Annotated in this window: 25 protein-coding genes and 1 pseudogene; 24 read left to right on the plus strand and 2 right to left on the minus strand. The window is 42.2% G+C overall.

What is annotated here, in order from left to right; translation table 11 throughout:
* Positions 1-4 precede the first annotated feature (4 nt).
* Together SCSH_RS04355 and SCSH_RS04360 are read left to right on the plus strand one after the other, a co-directional pair.
* Positions 5-1,750, plus strand: a complete 1,746-nt coding sequence (locus SCSH_RS04355) for an ABC transporter ATP-binding protein (protein WP_057490673.1) — start codon at positions 5-7, stop codon at positions 1,748-1,750.
* Positions 1,740-3,482 carry an ABC transporter ATP-binding protein gene (locus tag SCSH_RS04360; RefSeq protein ID WP_057490674.1) on the plus strand — a complete coding sequence of 581 codons (1,743 nt, stop codon included), beginning with the start codon at positions 1,740-1,742 and terminating at the stop codon, positions 3,480-3,482. Before SCSH_RS04355 ends, SCSH_RS04360 begins: the two co-directional genes overlap by 11 nt.
* Positions 3,483-3,575: 93 nt before the next feature.
* On the opposite strand, the gene SCSH_RS04365 is transcribed toward SCSH_RS04360, so the two are convergent.
* Positions 3,576-3,857: a putative quinol monooxygenase gene (locus SCSH_RS04365; protein ID WP_057490675.1), complete on the minus strand. Its 282-nt coding sequence runs from the start codon at positions 3,855-3,857 to the stop codon at positions 3,576-3,578.
* Between the two features lie 607 nt (positions 3,858-4,464).
* On the opposite strand from SCSH_RS04365, the gene SCSH_RS04370 reads away from it, so the two are divergent.
* The 9 genes from SCSH_RS04370 (at position 4,465) to SCSH_RS04410 (ending at position 13,032) form a co-directional block, all read left to right on the plus strand.
* Positions 4,465-4,761: a chorismate mutase gene (locus SCSH_RS04370; protein WP_057490676.1), complete on the plus strand. Its 297-nt coding sequence runs from the start codon at positions 4,465-4,467 to the stop codon at positions 4,759-4,761.
* Positions 4,762-4,766: 5 nt separating this feature from the next.
* Positions 4,767-6,128, plus strand: a complete 1,362-nt coding sequence (trpE, locus tag SCSH_RS04375; RefSeq protein ID WP_152972512.1) for an anthranilate synthase component I — start codon at positions 4,767-4,769, stop codon at positions 6,126-6,128.
* On the plus strand, positions 6,125-6,694 hold the full coding sequence (locus SCSH_RS04380; protein ID WP_057490678.1) for an aminodeoxychorismate/anthranilate synthase component II: 570 nt from the start codon (positions 6,125-6,127) through the stop codon (positions 6,692-6,694). Before trpE ends, SCSH_RS04380 begins: the two co-directional genes overlap by 4 nt.
* 12 nt (positions 6,695-6,706) lie before the next feature.
* Complete coding sequence (gene trpD / locus SCSH_RS04385; RefSeq protein ID WP_057490679.1) at positions 6,707-7,714, plus strand: anthranilate phosphoribosyltransferase; 1,008 nt, start codon at positions 6,707-6,709, stop codon at positions 7,712-7,714.
* The gene (gene trpC / locus SCSH_RS04390) at positions 7,707-8,474 is read left to right on the plus strand and encodes an indole-3-glycerol phosphate synthase TrpC (protein ID WP_057490680.1); all 768 of its coding nucleotides are present in this window, start codon (positions 7,707-7,709) and stop codon (positions 8,472-8,474) included. Before trpD ends, trpC begins: the two co-directional genes overlap by 8 nt.
* The gene (locus SCSH_RS04395) at positions 8,461-9,042 is read left to right on the plus strand and encodes a phosphoribosylanthranilate isomerase (protein ID WP_057490681.1); all 582 of its coding nucleotides are present in this window, start codon (positions 8,461-8,463) and stop codon (positions 9,040-9,042) included. The genes trpC and SCSH_RS04395 overlap by 14 nt, the downstream gene beginning before the upstream one ends.
* Complete coding sequence (gene trpB, locus SCSH_RS04400; RefSeq protein WP_057490682.1) at positions 9,039-10,241, plus strand: tryptophan synthase subunit beta; 1,203 nt, start codon at positions 9,039-9,041, stop codon at positions 10,239-10,241. The genes SCSH_RS04395 and trpB overlap by 4 nt, the downstream gene beginning before the upstream one ends.
* Positions 10,242-10,245: 4 nt before the next feature.
* On the plus strand, positions 10,246-11,028 hold the full coding sequence (trpA, locus tag SCSH_RS04405; protein WP_057490683.1) for a tryptophan synthase subunit alpha: 783 nt from the start codon (positions 10,246-10,248) through the stop codon (positions 11,026-11,028).
* A gap of 180 nt (positions 11,029-11,208) precedes the next feature.
* A complete protein-coding gene (locus tag SCSH_RS04410; protein ID WP_057490684.1) occupies positions 11,209-13,032 on the plus strand; it encodes an FAD-dependent oxidoreductase in 1,824 nt (607 codons plus the stop codon).
* An 88-nt stretch (positions 13,033-13,120) separates the two neighbouring features.
* On the opposite strand, the gene SCSH_RS04415 is transcribed toward SCSH_RS04410, so the two are convergent.
* Complete coding sequence (locus SCSH_RS04415; RefSeq protein ID WP_057490698.1) at positions 13,121-13,780, minus strand: prepilin peptidase; 660 nt, start codon at positions 13,778-13,780, stop codon at positions 13,121-13,123.
* Between the two features lie 100 nt (positions 13,781-13,880).
* On the opposite strand from SCSH_RS04415, the gene dpr reads away from it, so the two are divergent.
* From dpr to SCSH_RS04480, 13 genes and pseudogenes are all read left to right on the plus strand, one after another.
* Positions 13,881-14,414: a DNA starvation/stationary phase protection protein gene (dpr, locus tag SCSH_RS04420; protein WP_057490685.1), complete on the plus strand. Its 534-nt coding sequence runs from the start codon at positions 13,881-13,883 to the stop codon at positions 14,412-14,414.
* 202 nt (positions 14,415-14,616) lie between these two features.
* Positions 14,617-14,823 carry a YqgQ family protein gene (locus SCSH_RS04425; RefSeq protein WP_057490686.1) on the plus strand — a complete coding sequence of 69 codons (207 nt, stop codon included), beginning with the start codon at positions 14,617-14,619 and terminating at the stop codon, positions 14,821-14,823.
* Complete coding sequence (locus SCSH_RS04430; protein WP_057490687.1) at positions 14,816-15,787, plus strand: ROK family glucokinase; 972 nt, start codon at positions 14,816-14,818, stop codon at positions 15,785-15,787. The genes SCSH_RS04425 and SCSH_RS04430 overlap by 8 nt, the downstream gene beginning before the upstream one ends.
* 9 nt (positions 15,788-15,796) lie before the next feature.
* Entirely contained in the window at positions 15,797-16,186 is a 390-nt protein-coding gene (locus tag SCSH_RS04435) for a rhodanese-like domain-containing protein (protein WP_057490688.1), read from the plus strand.
* A gap of 141 nt (positions 16,187-16,327) precedes the next feature.
* A complete protein-coding gene (typA, locus tag SCSH_RS04440) occupies positions 16,328-18,172 on the plus strand; it encodes a translational GTPase TypA (RefSeq protein ID WP_057490689.1) in 1,845 nt (614 codons plus the stop codon).
* A gap of 27 nt (positions 18,173-18,199) precedes the next feature.
* A complete protein-coding gene (locus tag SCSH_RS04445) occupies positions 18,200-18,463 on the plus strand; it encodes a DUF3165 family protein (RefSeq protein WP_057490690.1) in 264 nt (87 codons plus the stop codon).
* A gap of 443 nt (positions 18,464-18,906) precedes the next feature.
* Positions 18,907-20,262 carry a UDP-N-acetylmuramoyl-L-alanine--D-glutamate ligase gene (gene murD / locus SCSH_RS04450; RefSeq protein WP_057490691.1) on the plus strand — a complete coding sequence of 452 codons (1,356 nt, stop codon included), beginning with the start codon at positions 18,907-18,909 and terminating at the stop codon, positions 20,260-20,262.
* Position 20,263: 1 nt separating this feature from the next.
* Complete coding sequence (locus SCSH_RS04455) at positions 20,264-21,349, plus strand: UDP-N-acetylglucosamine--N-acetylmuramyl-(pentapeptide) pyrophosphoryl-undecaprenol N-acetylglucosamine transferase (RefSeq protein ID WP_057490692.1); 1,086 nt, start codon at positions 20,264-20,266, stop codon at positions 21,347-21,349.
* Positions 21,349-22,500: a cell division protein FtsQ/DivIB gene (locus SCSH_RS04460; RefSeq protein WP_057490693.1), complete on the plus strand. Its 1,152-nt coding sequence runs from the start codon at positions 21,349-21,351 to the stop codon at positions 22,498-22,500. Before SCSH_RS04455 ends, SCSH_RS04460 begins: the two co-directional genes overlap by 1 nt.
* A 151-nt stretch (positions 22,501-22,651) precedes the next feature.
* A complete protein-coding gene (gene ftsA, locus SCSH_RS04465; protein WP_057490694.1) occupies positions 22,652-24,013 on the plus strand; it encodes a cell division protein FtsA in 1,362 nt (453 codons plus the stop codon).
* A 23-nt stretch (positions 24,014-24,036) separates the two neighbouring features.
* Positions 24,037-25,338, plus strand: coding sequence for a cell division protein FtsZ (gene ftsZ, locus SCSH_RS04470; RefSeq protein ID WP_057490695.1), 1,302 nt, complete (start codon positions 24,037-24,039; stop codon positions 25,336-25,338).
* A gap of 2 nt (positions 25,339-25,340) precedes the next feature.
* Positions 25,341-26,012, plus strand: coding sequence for a YggS family pyridoxal phosphate-dependent enzyme (locus tag SCSH_RS04475; protein WP_057490699.1), 672 nt, complete (start codon positions 25,341-25,343; stop codon positions 26,010-26,012).
* 13 nt (positions 26,013-26,025) lie between these two features.
* Positions 26,026-26,264 (plus strand): annotated as a pseudogene (locus SCSH_RS04480) (cell division protein SepF); the annotation flags it as partial.

Genomic DNA, 26,264 nt, shown 5'->3' on the forward strand with positions numbered 1-26,264 from the left:
AAAGATGTCTGTTATTAAAAATTTATGGTGGTTTTTTAAACTGGAAAAGCGCCGCTATTTGATTGGGATACTGGCTCTTAGCCTAGTCAGCGTTCTCAACCTGATTCCGCCCAAGGTCATGGGGCATGTTATTGACCATATTACCCGTAAAAGTCTAACGAGAGAAACGCTTTTGTGGGATCTTTTTTACCTATTGCTATCTGCCTTTGCCATGTATGGGCTGCGCTATGTTTGGCGCATTTATATTTTAGGAACTTCCTACCGTCTGGGGCAAATTATGCGTTCTCGTCTTTTTGAACATTTTACAAAAATGTCTCCCTCTTTTTACCAGAAATACCGGACAGGAGATTTGATGGCGCATGCGACCAATGATATTAACTCCCTGACCCGTCTGGCGGGAGGTGGCGTCATGTCTGCTGTTGATGCTTCAATTACGGCTTTGGTCACCCTAATGACTATGTTTTTCAGCATTTCCTGGCAGATGACCTTGATTGCAGTGATTCCTTTGCCTCTAATGGCTTTTGCAACCAGCCGTCTGGGACGCAAGACACATGAGAGTTTCAAGCAGTCTCAGGCTGCTTTTTCAGAGCTTAATAACAAGGTTCAGGAAAGTGTCTCAGGCATCAAGGTAACCAAGTCATTTGGCTATCAGACAGATGAACTAGCTGCTTTTCAGGAAACAAATGAGATGACTTTTGCTAAAAACATGACGACCATGAAGTATGACAGCATGTTTGATCCCTTGGTGCTCTTGTTTGTAGGGGCTTCTTATACCTTAACCCTTTTGGTTGGTGCCTTTTTTGTAAAAAATAACCAAGTGACAGTCGGCAGTCTGGTTACTTTTGTGACGTATTTGGATATGCTGGTCTGGCCTTTGATGGCAATTGGTTTTCTCTTTAATATTGTGCAGCGCGGAGCGGTTTCCTATGAGCGTATCATGAGTCTCTTATCGCAACAATCTGACGTTAAAGCTCCAGAAAATCCTCTGCCAGACATTCACAATGGCCGTTTGGAATATGCTATTGAACACTTCAGCTATGATAATGAGGAGACGCTTAATGATATCCATTTCACTTTAGAAAAAGGACAGACTTTGGGAATTGTCGGACAGACAGGTTCAGGCAAAACCAGTCTTCTCAAACTCCTTTTGCGTGAGTACGATGTCAATCAGGGGGCTATCTATCTCAACAGTCATGACATTCGGGACTACCGTCTGACAGACCTGCGCAGTCTCATTGGCTATGTGCCGCAGGATCAAGTTCTCTTTGCCATGTCTATTTTAGAGAATATCCGCTTTGGCAATCCTCAACTGAGCATGGCAGCAGTTGAAGAAGCTGCCAAATTATCTCAGGTTTATGATGATATTGCAGCCATGCCTCAGGGATTTGAAACCATTATCGGTGAAAAAGGGGTCTCTCTTTCTGGCGGACAAAAGCAGCGGATTGCTATGAGCCGTGCCATGATTTTAAATCCAGATATTCTCATTCTGGATGATTCCCTGTCAGCGGTTGATGCCAAGACTGAACATGCTATCATTGATAATCTCAAGCAAACACGTAAGGATAAAACGACCCTCATAACAGCTCACCGGCTGAGTGCAGTAGTGCATGCTGATCTTATCTTGGTTTTGCAGGACGGTCGGATTATTGAGCGCGGCCGCCATGATGACCTTATTCAAACAGGGGGCTGGTATGCAAGAACTTATGAAGCCCAACAATTAGAAATGAAAGGAGACAGTGATGAAGAATAACGACCACCAAGGCCGCGTGTTTCTGCGCTTGATGTCTTATCTAAAGCCTTATAAATGGCTGACTTTTTTTGCCTTGTTCTTTCTCCTTTCAACGACGGTGATTAAAAGTGTCATTCCTTTAGTTGCTAGTTATTTTATTGACCATTTTCTGACAAATTTTAACCAAGCTGCTGCTTCGCTTTTGCTGGGTTACTATCTCCTTTATGTTTTGCAGACCATTTTACAGTATCTGGGAAACCTGCTTTTTGCCCGTGTTTCCTTCAGCGTTGTGCGCGACATTCGCAAGGACGCTTTTGCCAATATGGAGAAGCTGGGAATGTCTTACTTTGATAAGACACCAGCAGGCTCCATCGTATCGCGGCTGACCAATGACACTGAGAGCATCAGTGAAATGTTTTCAGGGATTCTGTCCAGTTTCATTTCTGCAATCTTTATTTTTAGCGTGACCCTCTATACCATGCTGATGCTCAATTATCGCCTGACCTTGCTCGTCATGTTCTTTCTTCCTTTTATTTTTATTTTGGTCAATCTCTATCGTAAAAAGTCTGTCAGCGTAATAGCCAAAACTCGCAGTCTGTTGAGTGATATTAATACCAACTTGTCGGAAAGTATTGAGGGCATCAGTATTATCCAGGCCTTTGGTCAGGAAGAGCGTTTGAAAGCGGAATTCGAGACCATCAACGAAGAACACTTTAACTATGCTAATCGTTCAATGGCCTTGGACAGTCTTTTTCTGCGTCCGGCCATGTCTCTTTTGAAATTGCTAGCCTATGCCCTGCTGATGGCCTATTTCGGCTTTAACTGGCAAGCAATAGGGATTTCAGCTGGTATGATGTATGCCTTCATCCAGTATATTAACCGTCTGTTTGACCCTTTGATTGAAGTCACGCAAAACTTTTCGACCCTGCAAACGTCTATGGTTTCAGCCGGCCGTGTTTTTGATCTGATTGATGAACAAGGCTATGAGCCCGTTCAAGATGAAGGCAATGCTGAAATTACTGCCGGAAATATTGAATTTAAAGATGTTTCCTTCTCTTATGATGGAGAAAATCAAATTTTAGACCGCATTTCATTTAAGGTCAGTCAAGGTCAGACCATTGCCTTTGTCGGATCGACCGGTTCAGGGAAGTCATCTATTATCAATGTCTTTATGCGCTTCTATGAATTTCAAAAGGGTCAGATTACCATTGATGGAACTGACATCAGAAAATACAGCCAGAAAGAATTGCGCAAAAATGTCGGCCTAGTTCTGCAGGAACCTTTTCTTTACCATGGGACCATTAAATCCAATATCAAGATGTACCAAGATGTGAGCGATGAAGATATTAAAGCGGCGGCCCAGTTTGTTGATGCCGATCAGTTTATCCAAAAACTACCGCAGAAGTATGATGAACCCGTCAGCGAACGCGGATCCAGTTTTTCAACTGGTCAACGGCAGCTTCTGGCCTTTGCCAGAACAGTTGCCAGCGCTCCTAAAATTTTGATTCTGGATGAGGCTACAGCCAATATTGATTCAGAAACCGAGCAAATTGTTCAGAATTCGCTGGCCAAAATGCGCCAAGGACGGACGACGATTGCTATTGCCCATCGCCTGTCAACTATTCAGGATGCAGACTGTATTTATGTCCTTGATAAGGGCAGAATCATCGAGTCAGGCACCCATGATGAGCTGTTGGCCAAAGAAGGAACCTATCACAAAATGTATCAGCTGCAGGCAGGTATGATGGACTAGGGCAAGTCTGTTTGTAGCCGTTTAGCAAAAAAGAGTGAGAAAAATCGATTTCTGCCAAATCTCGATTGAATCTCACTCTTTTTTTTGGTATTTCTATAGCTCTGCAACCTTAATAATAGGATCAGCTGTACTGTAATCTTTTAAATGTTCCATCAAATGAAGAAAATGCGGATTGGTGTTATGCTGGTCAATTGCAGCTTGATTTTCCCATTCTTCAACCATGACAAATTGGTTGGGCAGATCCACAGCTTCATACAGCTGGTAATTGTGATTTCCAGTTTCTGCACGCGATGACTTAATCAGAGGCGTGACATCTGCTAGAAATGCCTCTCTTTTGTCCGCTTTAATAAAAAATGTAGCAGTAATGAGTTTCATTGGAAGTCTCCTTTCTGACAGGGCATCAGTAGTGTTTGCAACTACTTTATTATAGCATTTTTATGCTTGGCTGACTTGTTTTCTACTGTTACAAAATGTGAGGAAGGTATTGGTCTTGGTATGAATTAGTTTAATTTCTCTGAAAAACTCCAAAGTCTCAAATTAATACCGACATCACGATAAATGAGTGGTATTTATTGGCGAGCGAAGTGAGCCTTTGTCTTTAAGCCAAAATTCTGATTTTTTTGGAAATTCAGTAAAAAGTCGTTCAAAAGGGCTTGCATTTGTTTTTTAGAAAGTGTATAATCGTAGGCAAATCAGAAAAGTACCAAGGTTTATGTTTTCAGGGAGTCTGTGGTTATTGCGAACAGATAGCAGGATTTTGGGAAGTGGGCTGATTGTCAATAAAGTGAAGATAAACAATATTCTTCAGGTGTGCACCCCTTACTGTGCAACTCCTTGTTGGAGGAGGTTGAGATGACGGGGAAAGACTATCCTATCCCGTTAACTGAGGTGGCACCGTGTTAGCTAGATGTAACGCCCTCACACAGATTTTTCTGTGTGAGGGTTTTTGTATTTATGTAAAATTTCCCATGTAGGTGCAGTTATGACAGATATCCAGAATCTAAGAAATCAAATTGATCAGATCGATCATCAATTATTAGTCCTATTAGCCCGGCGGCAGCAAATAGTGGAACAAATTGGACGGTTAAAACCAGCTGGCAGTCAAGCAGCTGTCAAAGCTCCTGAGCGAGTGCGGCAAGTCCTTTTAAGCAGGCAGCAGGAGGCAGAGAAACTGGGCTTATCACCAGATGTTGCGCTTACTGTCTGGCAAGCTATGATTGAAGCCTTCACAGCTTTAGAGCTGAGTGTCAATAGCAATCATGAAATGAATAGAAAGTGAGCCTAATCATGAAAAAAATATTAAATGCTGATATTTTGACCCCCATCCTTGCTTATATGCGCGTGCAGGGCGAACACAAAGTGATTTTGGAATCAATCCCGCGCGAAAAGGAAAATGCCCGTTTTTCAATTGTTGCTTACAATCCAGTTTTTGAAATCAAATTTGAAGATGGACAGCTGACAGAAAATGGCAAAGTTATTGACAGTGATCCTTTGGATTATCTCAGTCAGCTGACGGTCAAGTCACAGGAATCTCAGGATTTGCCTTTTAACGGCGGTGCCATTGGTTTTGTCGGCTATGATATGATCAGCCTCTATGAAGGGATTGGCGAGATTCCTCAAGATACCATTGGAACGCCAGACATGCAGTTTTTTGTTTACGAATCTTACCTGATTTTCGACCATAAAAAAGAAAAAGTGGTCATTGTCGAAGATAATATTTATAGCGGCAGAAGCGAAGAAGCTCAGCAGGCAGCACTTGAGAAGGTTTTAGCTGATTTAAAGACCCAGTCTGATGATGAATTTTCAGAACGCGACCTGCACCAGCTGACCTTTAAGAATCACTTGGAAGAAAGTGAGTTCAGGGATATGGTCACTAAGGCCAAACAGCTCATTCGTCAGGGGGACATGTTCCAGTGCGTGCTCAGTCAGCGCTTCTCAGCAGATATTACTGGCAAACCGCTGGACTTCTATCGTAATTTGCGTATCACTAATCCTTCCAATTATCTTTACTTCTATGATTTTGGCGATTATCAGATTATAGGTGCCAGTCCTGAGAGTTTAGTGTCTGTCAAAAATAGGGTAGTCACTACCAATCCTATCGCAGGAACACGTCCTCGGGGAGCAGACGAACAAGAAGATAGGACGCTGGCAGAGGACCTACAGTCAGATGTCAAAGAGACCGCAGAACATCGGATGCTGGTGGACCTGGGACGCAATGATATTGGAAAAATCGCTGAAATTGAAACGGTTAAAGTTACCAAATACATGGAAGTCGAATTTTTCCGCTATGTCATGCATTTGACCAGTGTGGTAAAGGGTCAGCTGTTATCAGAATTAAGCGCCATGGATGCTCTCAAATCAACACTGCCAGCGGGTACAGTATCCGGTGCTCCGAAAATCCGTGCCATGAACCGTATTTATGAACTAGAAAAGGAAAAGCGCGGCATTTACGCTGGTGCCATCGGCTATCTGTCAGCAACCGGCGATATGGACTTTGCCATTGCTATTCGGACGATGATTATTAAAAATCACAAGGCCTATGTTCAGGCCGGTGCAGGAATTGTGTATGACAGCGTACCCGAAAATGAATACTATGAGACCATTAACAAGGCCAAAGCCATGACTAGAATAGGAGAAGTTCTATGATTTTACTGGTTGATAATTACGACTCTTTCACCTATAACTTAGCCCAGTACTTAGGACAGTTTGCTCATGTCAAAGTTCTTAGAAATGATGCAGCAGAACTCTATGAAAGAGCAGATGAAGCCCGCGCACTTGTTCTGTCCCCGGGTCCCGGCTGGCCGGCTGATGCGGGAAAAATGGAGCGTTTAATTAAAGATTTTGCAGGGAAGAAACCAATTTTAGGTATTTGCCTAGGGCATCAGGCCATTGCTGAAAGTTTTGGCGGACGGTTGGGCTTGGCTCATCAGGTCATGCATGGCAAGCAGAGCCAAATGATTGTCAGCAAAGTCTGCCCGATTTTTAAGGGACTGCCTGAGACACTTGACATTATGCGTTACCATTCGATTGCAGTCGAAGAGATTCCAAAAGATTTTGAGATTGTGGCAAGAACCGCAGATGACGCAGAAATTATGGCCATTCAGCACAAAACGCTGCCTATCTACGGTCTGCAGTATCATCCGGAATCAATCGGAACCCCCCAAGGTTTAAAGATGATTGAGAATTTTGTCAAGATAGTAGGAAACATTTAGAAAGGGAATATCATGAAAGAAATCTTTGAAAAATTAGCTGTTCAAACAGATTTATCAGAAGATCAGATGACAGGCGTTGCCGAAAAAATTTTAAAAGGCCAGCTGACAGAAGCACAAATTGCAGCCTTTCTGATAGCTTTAAAAATCAAGGGTGAAACACCTGAAGAAATTTTGGGCTTGGTCAAGGCCATTAAAGAAAATGCCGTTTTGATTCCCAGTCAGGCAAAAAATGTCATGGATAACTGCGGCACGGGTGGTGACAAATCCTTTAGCTTTAATATTTCCACTACCTGCAGCTTTATCCTTGCTGGCGGCGGCATCCATGTCGCTAAACATGGCAACCGCTCCATTTCTTCAAAATCAGGCTCTGCTGATGTCTTGGAGGCCTTAGGAATTACCGTTGATCTGGCTCCGGAAAAACTGGGACAAGTCTTAGATCAAACAGGCATTGCCTTTCTCTTTGCTCAGAAAATGCATCCAGCCATGCGCTATATTTCACCGGCCAGACAGGCCTTGGGGATTCCGACTATTATGAATTTGATCGGTCCTTTAACCCATCCGATGGATCTGGAAACACAGCTCATGGGGCTCTATCAGGCTGATTTGCAGCATGATTTGGCACAGGTTTTAAAACTTCTGGGCCGCAGACGAGCTGTTGTTATCACAGGGCCGGACAATATGGATGAAGCTGCGCTTTATGGTGTCAATCGCTATACACTGCTCAATGAAGGGGAAATTTCACAAGGCAGCTTTACCTTTAAAGACTTAGGCATGCCAGAAGTTGGTCTTGATGATATTAAAGGCGGGGATGCTCAGAAAAATGCCCAAATTCTCATCAGTGTTTTGAAGAATGAACCTAGCCCTTACCTTGAAACAGCTGTTCTTAATGCAGGTCTTGGCTTTTTTGCCAACGGCAAAGCAGATAATCTGGCAGAAGGGATTGATCTGGCACGGGAGATTATCGCATCAGGGAAAGCTTATGCTAAGCTGCAGGCATTACAGGAGGCGCAAGTTGACTAAAGAATTTTTACCAACCATTTTGAAACAAAAACAAGAGGAAGTGGCAAAACTGGCTATGCCAGACTTAAAGCCTCTGCGCAAAAGCTATCGGCTGTTTGACTTTTTAAGAGAGAACAGGCACCAGCTGCAGATTATTGCTGAAGTCAAAAAGGCCAGTCCCAGTATGGGAGATATCAATCTTGATGTGGATATCATTAAGCAAGCAGCACTCTATGAAACTGCCGGTGCTGCAATGATTTCTGTCCTGACAGATCAGGTCTTTTTCAAGGGAAATATTGATTATTTAGCTGATATTTCGCAAAAAGTGCAAATTCCAACATTGGCAAAAGATTTCATCATTGACGAAAAACAGATTGTCCGTAGCCGCAATGCCGGTGCAACAGTGATTTTGCTTATCGTTGCAGCTCTGCCCAAGCAGCGTCTCAAGGAACTCTATGATTTTGCGACTGGCTTGGGTTTGGAAGTGCTGGTGGAAACGCACAATTTGCCTGAATTAGAAATTGCTCACAAAATTGGTGCTCAGATTATTGGGGTCAACAACCGCAATTTAGTAACTTTTGAAGTTGATATCAATACAAGTCTGGAATTGTCAGCTCACTTTCGTGATGACCGTGTATATGTGTCAGAATCCGGTGTTTTCAGCCGGCAGGATAGTGAGCTGCTTGCGCCTTATTTCAATGCTATTCTTGTTGGAACAGCTTTGATGCAGACAGACAGCATTGCTGATAAGATGGAGGAATTGGCTGTTGACAAAGGTTAAAATTTGCGGTTTGTCCAATCGAGATGCTGTACTTACAGCAGTTAAAAGCGGAGCGGATTACATCGGCTTTGTTTTTGCTCCCAGCAAACGTCAGGTTAGCCTTGAGAAGGCTAACGAGTTAGCCAAAGACATTCCTGCGTCTGTTCAAACAGTTGGTGTTTTTGTCAGTCCGAACTTAGATGAGCTGGAGAAAGCCGTCAAAACAGTTCCGCTGGATCTGGTACAGGTGCATGGAGACTTTGATGAGGAGCTGATAAATCAGATTTCAGTGCCAATGATTCGTGCGATTCAAGTGACAGCAAAAGAGTCTGTTTTATCAAGCAAAGCCAGATACTTGCTTTTTGATGCTCCCATGGCCGGCAGTGGTGAGACTTTTGACTGGCAGCTGCTCCGGGATAAATCTATTGAGCAACCTTTCTTTATCGCAGGCGGTTTGAATGCAGACAATGTTAAGGAATGTATCCATCATTTTTCTCCTTATGCTGTTGATGTGTCGTCTGGTGTAGAGACGGACGGTCAAAAAGACAGTCAGAAGATTATCAAATTTATAGAAAGTGTGAAAAAATGACTTATAATCAGCCAAATGAAAAAGGATTTTACGGAAATTTCGGAGGACAGTTTATTCCAGAAACCCTGATGACAGCGGTTATTGAGCTGGATGAAGCTTATCGCAAAGCCAAAGCAGACCCTAGTTTTCAAGAGGAGTTGGCAGCTCTCTTTAAAGATTATGTGGGACGGGAAACCCCCTTATATTTTGCCAAACGTCTGACAGATCATATCGGTGGTGCCAAGATTTATCTGAAACGCGAAGACCTCAATCATACCGGTGCCCATAAAATCAACAATGCTCTCGGTCAAGTGCTGCTGGCCAAACGCATGGGAAAAAATAAGGTCATTGCCGAAACAGGTGCAGGCCAGCATGGGGTTGCCACAGCAACAGCCGCTGCGCTGTTTGATATGGAATGCACTATCTATATGGGAGAAGAAGATGTCAAACGTCAGGCACTCAATGTTTTTCGCATGGAGCTGCTTGGTGCCAAGGTTCATTCGGTGACAGACGGCTCACGTGTTCTTAAAGACGCGGTTAATGCTGCGCTGCGTTCGTGGGTGGCTAACATTGAGGATACCCATTATATTATGGGATCAGCCCTAGGACCAGCTCCTTTCCCGGAAATTGTTCGAGATTTTCAATCCGTCATTGGCAAAGAAGCCAAACGTCAGTATGCTGATATTTCCGGCGGTCAGCTGCCGGATGCTGTCCTAGCCTGCATTGGCGGCGGATCAAATGCTATCGGCCTCTTCTATCCTTTTGTCAATGATAAGTCTGTAGCGATGTATGGAGCAGAAGCTTCAGGACTTGGACTTGATACCGATAAGCACGCAGCAACTTTTGCCAAAGGCCGTCCGGGAGTTCTTCACGGGTCTCTTATGAATGTCCTTCAGGATGAACACGGTCAGATCATGGAAGCTTTCTCTATTTCGGCAGGACTTGATTATCCCGGTGTAGGGCCTGAACATTCCTACTTCAATGAAATCGGCAGAGCAACCTATGATTCTATTACCGATGATGAAGCCTTGGAAGCCTTTAAACTGCTGTCGCGTTTAGAAGGAATTATCCCAGCCCTTGAATCCAGTCATGCTATCGCATTAGCGCAAAAAGTTGCCAAAGAACTGGGACCGGATAAATCTATTATTGTTTGTCTGTCTGGCCGCGGAGACAAGGATGTTATGCAGGTCAAAGAACGTTTTGAGCAGGAAGGAAAATAGAATCATGGCAAAGACATTAACAGCACATTTACAGGCAATCAAAGAAGAGGGGAAAGGACTTTTTATTCCTTATATCATGGCAGGAGACCATCCCAAAGGTCTTGACGGTCTTTTTGAAACCATTTCTTTTCTGGAAAAACAAGGAGTATCAGCTATTGAAATAGGTATTCCTTGGTCTGATCCTGTAGCCGACGGTCCGGTCATTGAATTGGCTGGCCAGCGCAGTTTGGCCAAAGGAACTTCGCTGGCAGCTATTATCAGTCTGCTTCAAGAAAAAAGGACTGAGGTTCCGCTTGTCATTATGACTTACTTCAACCCTGTTTTTCAATATGGCCTTGAACGCTTTGTTGAGGAACTAAAAAAGACTTCAGTTAAAGGCTTGATTATTCCCGATTTGCCTTATGAACAAAAGGATTTCATCGAGCCTTATTTAGACAATACGGATTTAGCTTTGGTTCCGCTGGTTAGTTTAACAACCGGTTTGGATCGTCAAAAAGAGTTGATTGAGGATGCTCAAGGATTTATCTATGCTGTAGCCATTAACGGTGTGACAGGTAAAGCTGGAAACTACCGCGATGACTTGGATCAGCATTTAAAGCAGCTGAGCAGCCTTTCTTCCATTCCCGTGCTGACCGGTTTTGGCGTCTCCAGTCTTACCGATATTGAACGCTTTAATAAGGTTTCAGATGGTGTTATCGTAGGTTCCAAAATTGTTGAGGCTCTGCATGAAGGGCAGAAGCAGGAAATAGCAGATTTTATTAAATCCGGCAGCCATTATCACAAATAAGAATCAAAAGCGGAACGAGTATTGATTGTATTAAGATCATGCTTAGCTTCCGCTTTTTTATGGACTTTCAAAATTTTAATAAAATAAGAAGTTTATTATCTTTTTCTCAGCTAAAAAAGCTCAGAAAGCGTATAATAAAGATGAAAACGTTTTATTTTATTTAGAAAGGAAGTCGAAAACATGGTAGAAAAAACAGTTAAGGGCGCGGCCTTGGGATTTCACGGCCCATTACATGTAAGGGTTGGTCTGGAAGATGGTAAAATCAAGTCTTTAGCCTGTGAACACAGCAGCAAAGCCTTGGTTGGAGATTTAGGAATTGCGCAAATGAAGGCAGCCATGCTCGAAAAAGGATCCGCTGATGTTGACGCTGTATCCGGTGCAACTTTTTCAAGTTTAGCTTTTAAGAATGCTGTTCAAAAAGCCCTGGCTGCCGATGCTGGTAAAATCAGTCAGGAAGAAGCTCTCAAGCCTGAATCAGAAAATCCTTATGCCGTTCAGCCTGACGTTGATGCTGTGACAAGTCCGTCTTTGGCAGTTCTTCAAGACGTGAAGAATACCTCGCCAGCTCAGCCTGTCACTTCTCTTGATCAGGTTTTAAAATACGATGCCAGCTATGATTTAGTGATTGTTGGTTCAGGCGGCGCCGGACTGTCGGCAGCAGTTGAGGCAGCGCGCGGCGGTTTATCTGTCCTGATTTGTGAGAAGGCCGGTATTGCCGGCGGCACAACTAATTATTCAGGCGGTGTCGTTCAGGCAGCAGGTACTCCTTACCAAAAAGCGCTCACTGCTTATCAGGAAGATACCCCTGAAAAACATGCAGAACTATGGATTAAAGCGGGTGAAAATGTTTTAGACGCCGATTTAGTAAGGGACTTAGCTCAGAGTGCACCCCAAAATATCGAATGGCTCAGCCAAATGGGCATCAAGTGGACTTCTGTCTATGGGCACAGTCATATTCCTTATGTGAAAGATGATATTTTTGCGGATCGTATCCACGTCTATGAGAATGGAGGGCAAGGCGGAGACGGTGTTGTTCTGACTCAGGCACTCTTTAAAGAAGCTCTCAAGGCCGGTGCAAAGATAGAATACAACACGACAGTAGTATCCTTGATTCAGGATCAAAAAACCAAAGCAATCCATGGTGTTGCTGCTCTTGTTGGCGGCGAGAAAAAGCTTATTGCTGCAAAGAAGGGCGTTCTTTTGGCAACAGCTAGTATTGATCATAATCCCGCTTTGGCTAAGGCTTACAATCCTCAGCAGTTCAACGATTTGGCCTTTAATACGGTTTTGACTGCAAAAACCAATACTGGTGACGGTATTTTAATGGGACTTTCTGCCGGTGCTGCAGTGACTGGCATGGGCGGCTGCATTGATTTTTGCGGCAAAACAGGCAATGCGACCAATAATCAGATTCCAACAATCCCTTTGATTTTTGTCAATGGTGCTGGTAAGCGCTTTGTTTGTGAAGATGCAACCTATGCCTATCAGTACCGGGCCATCTTCCAGCAGGAAAAGCAGTTTATGGCTCCTACTTACATGATTTTTGATGATAATTCTATCAAGGAGCCCGGCAGCGCTTGGACAGCAGACAGCTTAGCTGAGGATGTGGCTGCCGGACATGTTCTTAAAGCTGATTCAATAGAAGAATTAGCAGATGCTATCCTTGTTCCTAAGGACAGTCTTGCTGAAACTATTCAAGAATGGAATGAAGCAATGGAAACCGGCAGCGATCAGACATTCGGTCGCCGCACAGGTCTGAAAGCTCTGCAGGCTCCATTCTATGCCTATAAGAATTCTGCCAGCAATCTTGGCTCTATTGGTGGTCTCAAAATTAATGTTGACTGTCAGGTTCTGGATTTATTTGATAAAGTTATTCCGCATTTGTATGCAGCGGGTTTGAATGCCGGCGGCTGGATTGCCGGCTATTATCCAGGATCAGGTACAGCTATTTCTGGGATCGTGCATCAAGGCCGCAAGGCAGCGCAGCATTTACTGAAAAGTTAAATCTCCAATAAAATAATAATGGAAGACAGTGAAACCAAGCGTCACAGCTCAAGCGTAGACGCCTGGCTTTCGCTGCTTTTTGTCAAATCTAGCTTACCTGACGCAGTAAAATAAGAGAAGTGTAGGCTAGAAAAAGAAAGGGTACAAAGGGCAGTCTCTCCTTTTGTTTTTTGCGGAGCAAACAATAAGCGATTCCCGCTATGCTGGCAATTTGAATCAACCAAATTACCTCCTGAAAACTAAGTGATAAGGACAGAGTCGCCAGATAAAGAAAATCACCGCTGCCGATATTGATATTTTTTAGAGCAGCAAAAATACCGAACAGAAAGAGGATGATGCTGATGAGATTTAAGGGATAAAAAAACATGAGCGAAAAAGTAAAGGCCAACCATAAAATAAGGGGGTAGGATTGCTCCTTCAAATCATAAAGGGACAGAAGAATTCCCATCAGGAGCAGGTACACCTGTGAAAATGTCACTAGGCTGAGTCCGAAGCCTAGGCCAATGAGACCGCAGAAAAATTCTGTGAGGGCATATCTTAAAGGAATGGCACAGCCGCAAAAACGGCAGTGGTTTTTATTGAGCAACTGTGAAAATATGGGAATCAGATCGCGTAGAGCTAAAGTCCTATGACAGCTGTTGCAAGAACTGCGGGGGAAAATAATGGATTTTTCTGGGAAACGGTCTGCAACTAGGCTTAAAAAGGAACCTATTGAGGCACCCAGCATAAAAAATAAGAAGACTTTCATAATTTTATATTCGTAAAAGAAAAACAAAATAGTTGCTTTTTATTTAGAATCATTCTAATATATGAGTATAAAGAATATTTTACAAGGAGGACTTATTACTATGGCTAACACAAATACGCTCGCTGAAAATATCTATGCGTCAATTACGCATCAAATTGAGAAGAAAGAAGCTTCAGGCAATGAAAAAACCAAGGCTGTACTCAATCAGGCTGTAGCCGATTTATCAAAGGCTGCATCAATTGTCCATCAGGTACATTGGTACATGCGCGGAGCTGGCTTTCTTTACCTCCATCCTAAAATGGATGAATTGATGGATGCTTTAAACGAACACCTCGATGAAATTAGTGAACGCTTGATTACAATTGGCGGCAGTCCATTTTCAACTTTAAAGGAATTTGATGAAAATTCTAAGTTGGAAGAAGAAACAGGAAGCTGGGATAAATCAATGACAGATCATCTGACACGTCTTGTAGAAGTTTACAGCTATCTTTCCAGCCTTTATCAAGTTGGTCTTGATGTGACTGATGAAGAAGGAGATGTTGTTTCTAATGACATTTTTACAGCTGCTCAGACTGACGCACAAAAGACGATTTGGATGCTGCAGGCAGAACTTGGTCAGGCACCAGGACTTTAATGGCAAAGCAGTTACCGAATTTTGTTGGGCTGTTTATCAACCTAAATGACCAAGATTAAAAAGAACTGGGAGTGGAACCAAAATCAAGATTTGACAAAAATTGATTTGGTAGTTCTGCTTTCGTTCTTTTTCTTTTTACAAAAGGGCAAACGTTTGCAAAAATATATTGAAAAGACAGCCTTTTTTTGGTAGAATTTGAGAGATGAAAACATTATATGATGTGCAGCAGCTGTTGAAACGGTTTGGCATTTATGTTTATTTGGGCAAGCGGCTTTATGACATCGAAATGATGAAAATTGAGCTGGAGAAGCTTTATGAGAATGGTCTGGTTTCAAGAAATGACTATTTACATGCTGAATTGATTTTGCGCAGGGAACACAGAATAGAAAAGGAAAAAGAAAATGACTAAAAAGCTTTTAGGTATTGATCTTGGCGGAACAAGTGTCAAATTTGGTATTTTGACTTTGGATGGTCAAGTGCAGGAAAAATGGGCGATTGAGACCAATATTTTAGAAGATGGACAGCATATTGTCCCTGATATTATTGCTTCTATCAAACACCGTTTGGATCTTTACGGATTATCCAAAGATGACTTTGCGGGGATCGGCATGGGTTCCCCTGGAGCAGTTGATCGCAGCCGAAAGACTGTTACAGGAGCTTTTAACCTTAATTGGGCTGAGACTCAGGAAGTCGGAGCAGCTATTGAAGCAGAGCTAGGCATTCCTTTTGCAATTGACAATGATGCCAATGTTGCGGCTCTTGGAGAACGCTGGGTTGGTGCAGGTGACAATAATCCTGATGTTGTTTTTGTAACACTTGGAACAGGCGTAGGCGGCGGTATTATTGCTGATGGCAATCTTATTCATGGGGTTGCTGGTGCTGGCGGAGAAATCGGTCATATTATTGTGGAGCCGGAAGGCGGTTTTGAATGTACCTGCGGAAATAAAGGCTGTCTTGAAACGGTTGCCTCAGCGACAGGAGTTGTCCGTTTGGGCCGTCTTTTAGCAGAAAGCTATGAGGGTACATCAAATATTAAAGCTTCTATTGATAATGGTGATAGTGTCACAAGTAAGGATATTTTCACTGCAGCAGCTGCTGGTGATAAGTTTGCTGATTCTATTGTCGAAAAAGTTGGTTTTTATCTGGGTCTTGCAACTGCCAATATCAGTAATATTTTAAATCCTGATTCTGTGATTATTGGTGGTGGCGTCTCTGCAGCAGGTGAATTTTTGCGTTCACGCGTTGAAAGTCATTTCCAAAAATTTGCCTTTCCGCAAGTCAAAAAATCAACTAAAATTAAAATTGCAGAACTGGGAAATGATGCTGGTATCATTGGAGCAGCTAGTCTTGCCCGTCAGTTTATTGAAGAATAAAGGAGTCATATGTCAACTGTAACGATTATTTTATGGATTATTATTTTTGCTTTTTTGGCTTTCTTTGCTTGGAATTATATCCGTGTTCGCCGTGCTGCTAAGTATATTTCTAATGCGGAGTTTGAAAATATGATGAGAAAGGCGCAGGTTGTAGACTTACGTTCTCCCAGTGAATTCCGCCGCAAGCATATTTTGGGAGCACGCAATCTGCCATCTGAACAGTTTAAAGAATCTCTATCAGCTTTGCGCAAGGATAAGCCTGTCCTGCTTTATGACAATACTCGAGGACAATTGATTGCGCGTGCAGTCTTAATACTCAAAAAAGCGGGTTATAAAGACCTTTATGTTCTTAAAAATGGTCTTGACTACTGGAATGGAAAAGTGAAGGAACAAGGATGACTGTTTTTCGCTTACTATCACAAGCATGCTTTCGGGCATGTTTTTCTTTATTCTAAACGTTTACAGTTGTTTTTTATGCGCTTTTTCTTAAAAATTATGCTATAATTGATAAGTTGAAATAAAATAATTATAAGAGGAATCATGACAAAATTTAGAGACGATATTAGAAATGTTGCTATCATTGCTCACGTTGACCACGGGAAAACAACTCTTGTTGATGAGCTTTTGAAGCAATCGCATACCCTTGATGAACATAAGCAGTTGGAAGAGCGAGCTATGGATTCTAACGATCTTGAAAAGGAACGCGGAATTACTATTCTGGCTAAGAATACAGCGGTCGCTTATAAGGGAACACGCATCAATATCATGGACACACCGGGACACGCGGATTTTGGCGGCGAAGTTGAGCGTATCATGAAAATGGTTGATGGGGTTGTTCTGGTTGTTGATGCTTATGAAGGAACAATGCCGCAGACGCGCTTTGTTTTAAAGAAGGCCTTAGAGCAGAATTTAGTTCCAATCGTTGTTGTTAACAAGATTGACAAACCATCTGCCCGCCCAGAAGAAGTTGTTGATGAAGTGCTGGAGCTTTTCATTGAGCTTGGAGCAGATGATGATCAGCTGGAATTCCCAGTTGTGTATGCGTCAGCAATTAACGGAACTTCATCGCTTTCAGATGATCCGGCTGAGCAAGAGCATACCATGGCACCGATTTTTGACACGATTATTGACCATATCCCAGCACCAGTGGACAATTCAGATGAACCGCTGCAGTTCCAAGTGTCCCTTCTTGATTACAATGATTTTGTTGGACGTATTGGTATTGGCCGTGTTTTCCGCGGATCGGTAAAAGTTGGTGACCAAGTTACCCTTTCAAAACTCGATGGCACGACTAAAAACTTCCGTGTGACAAAACTTTTTGGTTTCTTTGGCCTTGAACGCCGTGAAATTAAAGAGGCTAAAGCTGGTGATTTGATTGCGGTTTCCGGTATGGAAGATATCTTTGTTGGCGAAACGATTACACCGACAGATGCCGTTGAACCATTGCCAATCCTTCATATTGACGAACCGACACTTCAGATGACTTTCTTGGCTAATAATTCGCCTTTTGCAGGACGTGAAGGTAAATTTGTCACATCCCGCAAAGTGGAAGAACGATTGTTAGCTGAGTTGCAGACCGATGTTTCGCTCCGCGTTGAGGCAACCGATTCTCCTGATAAATGGACAGTGTCAGGGCGCGGAGAGCTGCACTTGTCAATCCTCATTGAAACCATGCGCCGTGAAGGCTATGAGCTGCAGGTATCGCGTCCTGAAGTTATCATCAAGGAAATTGATGGCGTGAAAATGGAACCTTTCGAGCGTGTGCAGATTGATACGCCGGAAGAATATCAGGGAGCGGTTATCCAATCGCTGTCAGAGCGCAAAGGTGAAATGCTTGATATGCAGTCAACCGGCAACGGTCAGACCCGTTTGATTTTCTTGGCACCGGCTCGCGGGCTTATCGGTTATCCGACAGAATTTCTGTCAATGACACGCGGTTACGGTATCATGAACCATACCTTTGATAAATACATGCCAGTTATCAATGCTGAAATCGGCGGCCGTCACCGCGGTGCCCTTGTTTCGATTGATACAGGTAAAGCAACGACTTACTCTATCATGTCTATTGAGGAACGCGGAACTATCTTTGTTAACCCAGGTACGGAAGTGTACGAAGGCATGATTATCGGAGAAAATTCGCGCGAGAATGATCTGACGGTAAACATTACCAAAGCTAAGCAAATGACCAACGTTCGTTCAGCTACCAAGGATCAAACGGCAGTTATTAAAACACCACGTATTCTGACATTGGAAGAGTCACTTGAATTCCTCAATGATGATGAATACATGGAAGTAACGCCTGAGTCTATCCGTCTGCGCAAGCAAATTTTGGATAAAAACGCACGGGCCAAGGCTGCTAAAAAGAAAAAATCTGCTGAAGATTAATAGGACCGACCCAGAAAGGAGGAAAAAATGTTTTATGCGATTATCGCTGTACTGCTTTTAATGTATTACATTTTTGTTGCTCCTAAAACAGTCAAAAATACCATGAATATGATTTCAGTGGTAGCAATTGTTGCCTTTTTGATGGTTCTGGCAGGCATGACTTTTATCAAAATCATACAGTCGCCTCCTGAAATTTTTGTCGGTCTGGGCATGACTGCTGTCGGCTGTTATGCTTTACGAGATGTGCTGCGCTTAACGGTCAGACCCAAAAATAAAAGAAATCGTCACTAAAATGAAACTAAAAACAGGAGAAAACTAGCTGGCTTAAAAATTGTCAGCTAGTTTTGCCCTCAGACTGCTATTTGTTGCTGTTTAACCAATAATGAATTTGAGAACTGGACTTGAGTCTGGTTCTTTTTTATTGGCATCACCGGATAATTTAGATTAGGTAAGGCGGCCACCTAACTAGGAGCAGAGTTAAGTGTACTTTTAAAGAAGTGGTTTTTTCAAACAAGCCTTTACCGTCTGCAGTCTTATAATAAGTTGTGTTCTGCACTTGCTTGCAGCCTATCAGATAGTTTTTTGTTTAAGGCAGAAGATGAGCAGACTGTCTAAAAGCTATTCTTGAAACGATAAAAAAGAACAAGGCTGTCTTGCTTTAAAATCTTGAAAAACTCTTTTATTCAGGGTAAAATATTAAGGTATACAAGTTAATGAGAAAGTTAGAATATCAAATGAAACAGGTTAAAAATTTCGAAAATAAAAAAATTTTGGTGCTTGGTTTGGCACGCTCAGGCGAAGCAGCTGCACGGCTTTTGGCAAAACTGGGTGCCATTGTAACTGTCAATGACAGCAAGCCTTTTGATGAAAATCCTTCTGCGCAGACTCTCTTAGAGGAAGGAATCAAGGTGATCTGTGGCAGCCATCCTTTGGAACTTTTGGATGAGGAATTTGCTTATATGGTTAAAAACCCAGGAATTCCATACACCAATCCTATGGTTGTCCGTGCAGCTGAGAAAAATATTCCGGTTATTACTGAGGTGGAACTGGCCTACCTGATTTCTGAAGCTCCTATTATTGGAATTACAGGTTCTAATGGTAAAACAACGACAACGACCATGATTGCAGATGTTTTAAATCATGCTAAACAATCTGCTCTTTTGTCGGGGAATATTGGTTATCCGGCCAGTGAAGTAGCTCAGTCAGCAGTTTCAAATGACACGCTGGTGATGGAATTGTCCTCTTTTCAGTTGATGGGAATAGAAGAGTTTCATCCGCATATTGCTGTCATTACTAATCTGATGCCAACTCATATTGATTACCATGGTTCTTTTGAGAATTATGTTGAAGCCAAGTGGAATATCCAAAAAAATATGACGGTAGCTGATACTATTATCCTTAATTTTAATCAGGAGCTTGCCAAGGATCTGGCTGCCAAAACCAGTGCTAAGGTTGTGCCTTTTTCAACAAAAGAAAAGATTGACGGTGCTTATTTGGAAGACGGGACGCTGTATTTTAGAGGGCAGGCTGTTATGAAGGCAGACGAGCTCGGCGTTCCGGGCAGCCATAATGTTGAAAATGCTTTGGCAACAATCGCTGTGGCGAAATTATCCGGAGTGTCAGATGAGGCTATCAGAGAAACCTTGGTTCATTTTGGTGGAGTCAAACACCGTCTGCAATATTTGGGTGAAGTCAGCGGAGTTAAATTTTATAATGATAGTAAGTCTACTAATATATTAGCAACTCAAAAAGCTCTGTCAGGCTTTGATAATAAAAAAGTTATTTTAATTGCAGGCGGTCTTGACCGTGGAAATGAATTTGATGAACTGGTTCCAGATCTTGTTGGTTTAAAGAAGATGGTGATCTTGGGAGAATCAGCTCCTAGGGTTAAACGTGCTGCAAATAAGGCGGAAGTAGCTTATCTGGATGCCAAAAATGTTGCCGATGCTGCAAAAATTGCTTTTGAAAATGCTGAGGCTGGTGATGTTGTACTTTTGAGTCCGGCAAATGCTAGCTGGGATATGTATAAGAACTTTGAAGTACGCGGAGATGAGTTTATCGCAGCCTTTGAAGCTATTAAGGGAGAATAGCATGGCGAAAAAGAAAATTATCTTTACAGGTGGCGGTACTGTTGGTCATGTTACTCTCAATTTAATTCTCATTCCTAAATTTCTTAAAGACGGCTGGGAAGTATACTACATTGGTGATAAACACGGAATTGAGCATGAACAGATCAGACAGTCAGGTCTTGATGTCAACTTTCACTCGATTGCGACGGGCAAACTGCGGCGTTATTTTTCCTGGCAAAATCTGCTAGATGCTTTTAAAGTGAGCTGGGGAGTTCTGCAGTCTTTGGCTATCATAGCTAAAATTCGCCCTCAGCTGTTATTTTCTAAGGGCGGCTTTGTATCGGTTCCGCCTGTGATTGCGGCTAAGTGTTTAGGAATTCCAGTTTTTGTTCATGAATCGGATTTATCAATGGGCTTGGCTAATAAAATTGCCTATAAGTTTGCGACAACTATGTACACCACTTTTGAGCAGGCTGAGGCCTTGACTAAAACAAAACACGTCGGAGCCATTACTAAAATTGACAAAAAAGACTTGAATCAGGCAACAACGGAGCAAATTGAATCTATCAAAGAGCAGTTTGACCCTGCTTTAAAAACCTTGCTTTTTATCGGCGGATCCGCTGGTGCTAAGGTCTTTAACAACTTTATTACGGATTCGCCAGAATTATTGAAAACTTATAATATCATCAATATTTCCGGTGATAAAGGGTTAAACAGTCTGAGTCCAAATCTTTATCGAGTGGATTATGTGACAGATCTCTATCAGCCGCTCATGGACTTAGCGGATGTTGTTATTACACGCGGTGGTTCCAATACTATTTTTGAGCTTCTTGCCATGAATAAGCTTCATTTGATTGTTCCTTTAGGAAAGGAAGCTAGTCGCGGTGACCAGCTTGAAAATGCGGCTTACTTTGAAAAAAAGGGTTATGCTCAGCAATTGCCTGAAGAAAATTTAAAGGTTGTCAATCTGACTGAAAAAGTCGAAGATTTGCTGGCAAATCGAGATTTTTACCAAAAAAACATGGCGGCTTCAACTGAAATTACCTCTCCAGACAATTTTTACAATCTTTTATTACAAGATATACGAGCTAAAAATAAAGGAAAATAATGGCAAAGGATAAAAAGAATACTGAAAAACAAGAAGTTCCTTTAACAGAGTGGCAGCAGCGCAACTTGGAATTTCTCAGAAAAAAACAGGAAGAAAAGCTTGAAAAAGAAAAGTTAAATGAAAAAAAGATGGCTGAGAAGAAGGCTCAGTTTCAGGCTGACAAGGAAGGAACAAAAACAGATAAGAAAGCTGATTTGGCTGTTAAAGAGCAGCCTGACCTTTCGGAAGAGGACAGCTTTAAACAGCCTAAAAAGAAACTGCTAAAGCCTAAAAAGCCCAAAAAGAAAAAAGTGCGGTCTATTCCTAAGAAGGACTATTGGCAGGCAGTTTTGGTAATTACCATTTCTTCCTTGGTTTTACTTGCTTCTTTGTTTATGATTAGTCCTTTAAGCCGCCAAAAAAATATCAAAGTTTCAGGCAGCAAAAATGCGATTGAAGCGCAATTGATTGATCGAGCAGGAATTAAAAAATCAGACTACCTGACAGCTTTAATTTTTGAAAAAAGCAGGTTTGAAGAGACTTTAAAAAAACAGGATAAGTGGATTAAAGAAGCAAATCTAAGTTATCACTTTCCCAACAATTTTACGCTAAAAGTAAAAGAGCATAGCATTATAGCTTACAAGCAAACAAACAATGGTTATATCCCTATTTTAGATAACGGTAATCAGGCTGATATAGTCAATGCTTCAGAGCTACCTGAATCTTTTATGACCATTAATTTGGACAAAGCAGAGGATATTCAGACTCTTGTTAAAAAGCTGGTAAAATTGAATCGGGACTTGGTCAAGGAAATTAAAACGATTTCTCTGGCTAATTCACAGTCTACTAAAGATTTGCTTTTATTGGAAATGACAGACAATAATACTGTCCGTGTTCCTTTGTCAGAAATTGACAGTAAGCTACCTTACTATCCTAAAATTAAAAAGAATGTGGCTGGCGGCAGTATTATCGATATGGAAGTGGGTCTCTACAGTACCAATTCAGATATTGAAGCTGCACTTGCAGAGCACAAGGCATCTGCTGCAACAGAAAGTTCTTCCGAACAAGATTCTAATGAATCATCAGCTGACAATTCTGATTCAGAGGACTCTTCGGCTGCTGCTTCAGAGGAGAATGGTCAGCTGGTCACAGAGGCAGCTACTTCTCCATGATTCTCATGAAGTTCAAGAAATTAAGTTTCTATAACAAAAAACGTAAAAAGCTTAACATTTTACGTTTTTTTATGGTATAATATTTTCTGAATAATTCTGTTTTTGACAGTTTTTGAAAGTAATAGAATGGAAAGATAGAGAGGTCGAGTGAATGGCTAGAGATGGCTTTTTTACAGGATTAGATATAGGAACAAGCTCGATTAAAGTTTTGGTTGCTGAATTCATTGATGGCAGTATGAACGTTATTGGTGTCAGTAATGTTAAGAGTTCGGGTGTAAAAGATGGTATCATCATTGATATAGACACAGCTGCAGAAGCTATTAAAGCAGCGATTGAAGAAGCTGAAGAAAAAGCAGGAATGTCAATCAGCAAGGTGAATGTCGGTCTGCCGGCCAACCTGTTGCAAATTGAACCTACTCAAGGAATGATTCCTGTTCCTAGTGAGTCCAAAGAAATTAAGGACGAAGACGTTGACAGTGTTGTCCGTTCAGCTTTGACCAAGAGCATCACACCGGAACGTGAAGTTATTTCACTGATTCCGGAAGAATTTATTGTAGATGGTTTTCAGGGAATTCGCGATCCTCGCGGGATGATGGGAATTCGCTTAGAAATGCGTGGCTTGATTTACACTGGGCCAAGCACTATTTTACATAACCTTCGCAAAACGGTTGAACGTGCTGGCATTGAGGTTGAAAATATTATCATTTCACCGCTTGCCCTTGCCAAATCCGTTTTAAATGAAGGAGAACGTGAATTTGGTGCTACGGTCATTGATATGGGAGGCGGTCAGACAACCGTTGCTTCAATGCGTGCACAGGAGCTGCAATTTACAAATACTTATGCTGAAGGCGGAGATTACATTACTAAAGATATTTCCAAAGTCCTTAAGACTTCGCATCAAGTTGCCGAAGCACTTAAGTTTAACTTTGGGGAAGCTAATGTTTCTGAAGCCAGCTCAACAGAAACCGTTCAAGTAGAAGTTGTTGGTGAAAGAAATCCGATAGAAGTTACTGAACGTTATCTTTCGGAAATTATTTCAGCACGCGTTCGTCACTTGCTGGATCGTATCAAGCAGGACTTAGAACGCGGCAGGCTGCTTGATCTGCCTGGCGGTATTGTCATCGTTGGCGGTGCTGCAATCATGCCTGGAGTTGTTGAGGTTGCTCAGGAAATCTTTGGTGCCAATGTCAAACTCCATGTTCCAAATCAAGTCGGTATCAGAAATCCTATGTTTGCTAACATTATCAGTATTGTTGAATACGTAGGAACACTTACTGAAGTTGATATTCTGGCACAGGGGGCTGTTTCTGGTGATGAAAAATTGAGAAGAAAACCAATTGATATTAAACCAACAGGTGTTGCTCCTAAAACTAGAAGTTTCGCTCAAACACAAGAATCTACCACTTTTGAGTCACAGTTGGAGGAGCTGCCGCCTCAAAAAGAGGAAACAGCTAAGCCAAAACAAAAGATGAGTGACCGTGTACGTGGTATCTTTGGCAGTATGTTTGATTAAAATTAAAGTGAGGAAAGATTAAAATGGCATTTTCATTCGATGCAGCATCTGTACAGGGTGCAGTTATTAAAGTTATTGGAGTCGGTGGCGGCGGCGGTAACGCTATTAACCGTATGATTGATGAAGGCGTTGCAGGTGTTGAATTCATTGCAGCTAATACTGATATCCAAGCTCTGAGCAGCTCTAAGGCTGAAACTGTAATTCAGTTAGGTCCTAAATTGACTCGCGGTCTGGGTGCTGGCGGTCAGCCTGAAATCGGCCGTAAAGCCGCAGAAGAGAGTGAAGAAGCTTTAACAGAAGCTCTTACCGGTGCTGATATGGTCTTTATCACAGCTGGTATGGGTGGCGGTTCCGGTACAGGAGCAGCTCCAGTTATTGCTCGAATTGCTAAGGGAGTCGGTGCGCTGACAGTTGCTGTTGTTACACGGCCTTTTGGTTTTGAAGGTAGCAAGCGCGGCAACTATGCGATTGAAGGTATTGATGAACTACGTGATGAAGTAGATACTCTCCTTATTATTTCAAATAATAATTTGCTGGAGATTGTTGACAAGAAGACACCGCTTCTTGAAGCCCTCAGTGAAGCTGATAATGTCCTTCGTCAAGGTGTACAGGGGATTACCGATTTGATTACTAGCCCTGGCTTAATCAACCTTGACTTTGCCGACGTTAAAACAGTCATGGCAAACAAGGGAAATGCCTTGATGGGAATCGGTATCGGAACTGGTGAAGAACGTGTTGTTGAAGCAGCTAGAAAAGCGACTTATTCACCACTTCTTGAAACAACAATTGACGGTGCAGAAGATGTTATTGTCAATGTTACCGGCGGTCTTGATATGACCCTGACAGAAGCTGAAGAAGCTTCTGAAATTGTTAATCAGGCTGCAGGACATGGGGTTAATATCTGGCTTGGTACAGCAATTGATGAGTCCATGAAAGATGAAATTCGTGTAACTGTAGTTGCTACAGGTGTTCGTCCGGATCGTGTTGACCAAGTATCTGGTGTTCGCCGTCAGGCACAGCCTTACAATCAAGCAAGACCTCAGCAAGCTCCTGCTTCAAATCCTTCGCAGCCAAATTTTGAACGCCGTCATAATTTTGACTTTGACTTAAACGAGTCACATGAAATGCCAGCTGCAGAACCAAAACAACCACAGTCAGGAGCACAGTCTCAACAATCTGCTTTTGGTGACTGGGATCTTCGTCGTGAAAGTATTGCCCGTCCTACTGAAGGTGAAATTGACAGTCAGCTAAAAATGAGCAGTTTCTCAGCTGATTCTGATGATGACGATGAACTGGAAACACCTCCTTTCTTTAAAAACCGTTAATGATGGATTTACAAGCAAATAAAGATCATATTTTTCAGGAAGTTGCCGCTTGTGCTCAGGCAGCCGGGCGCAGTAAGGATGATGTTACTGTTATTGCAGTTACGAAATATGTTGACAGTGATATGGCAGAAAAACTTGTTAAAACAGGTGTAAAACATATTGCCGAAAATAGGGTTGACAAATTTCTCGATAAATATCACGCCTTACAAGCCTATGATTTAACTTGGCACTTGATTGGCAGTCTGCAACGGCGCAAGGTTAAAGATATTATTAACTTGGTTGATTACTTTCATGCTCTTGATTCTGTAAAATTAGCTGCTGAAATTCAAAAACGTGCTGAGCATGTTATTAAATGTTTTTTGCAAGTTAATATTTCTGGCGAAGAAAGCAAACATGGATTCAAAGCATCAGAAGCAGTTAATATACTTGAAGAAATTCAAAAATTTGATAAGATAAAAGTTGTTGGTTTGATGACAATGGCTCCAATGGATGCTTCCGAGCAAGAATTAGCAGAAATTTTCAGAGAAACCAATGAGTTAAGGAAAAACCTAAAAGAAAGAAACTTAAAGAATATGCCTTTGGATGAATTGAGCATGGGGATGAGCGGTGATTTTCCGCTTGCGGTTCAAAATGGTGCAACTTTTGTCCGGATAGGCAGTGCATTCTTTAGATGAAACGGAGAAAAATATGGCACTTAGAGATAGCTTTAACAAAATTATTTCTTACTTTGATACTGATGAGGTCAGCGAAGTAGAAGAGCCTGTTGCTGTACCGGCTCGACAGCAGGAGTCATCTAAACGTCCTGCTGCTCAGCAGACACAGCAAAATGTAAAAAGCAGTCAGCATCAGTCTAATCAAGCGGCTCCTAGGCCTAATCAAGGTCAGTCGGTACAGAATCGCCGTCCAAGCGAAGAAAATATTCACCC

Origin of the sequence: Streptococcus orisasini, assembly GCF_001431045.1 — a bacterium.
GTDB classification, from domain to species: domain Bacteria; phylum Bacillota; class Bacilli; order Lactobacillales; family Streptococcaceae; genus Streptococcus; species Streptococcus orisasini.

Bases quoted from the DNA above. Each gene is read 5' to 3' on its own strand.
- SCSH_RS04435 (WP_057490688.1), top strand. From the start codon at position 15,797: ATGTCAACTGTAACGATTATTTTATGGATTATTATTTTTGCTTTTTTG.
- typA (WP_057490689.1), top strand. From the start codon at position 16,328: ATGACAAAATTTAGAGACGATATTAGAAATGTTGCTATCATTGCTCAC.
- SCSH_RS04425 (WP_057490686.1), top strand. From the start codon at position 14,617: ATGAAAACATTATATGATGTGCAGCAGCTGTTGAAACGGTTTGGCATT.
- SCSH_RS04355 (WP_057490673.1), top strand. From the start codon at position 5: ATGTCTGTTATTAAAAATTTATGGTGGTTTTTTAAACTGGAAAAGCGC.
- SCSH_RS04415 (WP_057490698.1), bottom strand. From the start codon at position 13,780: ATGAAAGTCTTCTTATTTTTTATGCTGGGTGCCTCAATAGGTTCCTTT.
- SCSH_RS04380 (WP_057490678.1), top strand. From the start codon at position 6,125: ATGATTTTACTGGTTGATAATTACGACTCTTTCACCTATAACTTAGCC.
- SCSH_RS04460 (WP_057490693.1), top strand. From the start codon at position 21,349: ATGGCAAAGGATAAAAAGAATACTGAAAAACAAGAAGTTCCTTTAACA.
- trpD (WP_057490679.1), top strand. From the start codon at position 6,707: ATGAAAGAAATCTTTGAAAAATTAGCTGTTCAAACAGATTTATCAGAA.
- SCSH_RS04365 (WP_057490675.1), bottom strand. From the start codon at position 3,857: ATGAAACTCATTACTGCTACATTTTTTATTAAAGCGGACAAAAGAGAG.
- SCSH_RS04445 (WP_057490690.1), top strand. From the start codon at position 18,200: ATGTTTTATGCGATTATCGCTGTACTGCTTTTAATGTATTACATTTTT.
- SCSH_RS04410 (WP_057490684.1), top strand. From the start codon at position 11,209: ATGGTAGAAAAAACAGTTAAGGGCGCGGCCTTGGGATTTCACGGCCCA.
- SCSH_RS04475 (WP_057490699.1), top strand. From the start codon at position 25,341: ATGGATTTACAAGCAAATAAAGATCATATTTTTCAGGAAGTTGCCGCT.
- trpB (WP_057490682.1), top strand. From the start codon at position 9,039: ATGACTTATAATCAGCCAAATGAAAAAGGATTTTACGGAAATTTCGGA.
- SCSH_RS04370 (WP_057490676.1), top strand. From the start codon at position 4,465: ATGACAGATATCCAGAATCTAAGAAATCAAATTGATCAGATCGATCAT.
- SCSH_RS04430 (WP_057490687.1), top strand. From the start codon at position 14,816: ATGACTAAAAAGCTTTTAGGTATTGATCTTGGCGGAACAAGTGTCAAA.
- dpr (WP_057490685.1), top strand. From the start codon at position 13,881: ATGGCTAACACAAATACGCTCGCTGAAAATATCTATGCGTCAATTACG.
- ftsA (WP_057490694.1), top strand. From the start codon at position 22,652: ATGGCTAGAGATGGCTTTTTTACAGGATTAGATATAGGAACAAGCTCG.
- trpA (WP_057490683.1), top strand. From the start codon at position 10,246: ATGGCAAAGACATTAACAGCACATTTACAGGCAATCAAAGAAGAGGGG.
- murD (WP_057490691.1), top strand. From the start codon at position 18,907: ATGAAACAGGTTAAAAATTTCGAAAATAAAAAAATTTTGGTGCTTGGT.
- SCSH_RS04455 (WP_057490692.1), top strand. From the start codon at position 20,264: ATGGCGAAAAAGAAAATTATCTTTACAGGTGGCGGTACTGTTGGTCAT.
- SCSH_RS04360 (WP_057490674.1), top strand. From the start codon at position 1,740: ATGAAGAATAACGACCACCAAGGCCGCGTGTTTCTGCGCTTGATGTCT.
- ftsZ (WP_057490695.1), top strand. From the start codon at position 24,037: ATGGCATTTTCATTCGATGCAGCATCTGTACAGGGTGCAGTTATTAAA.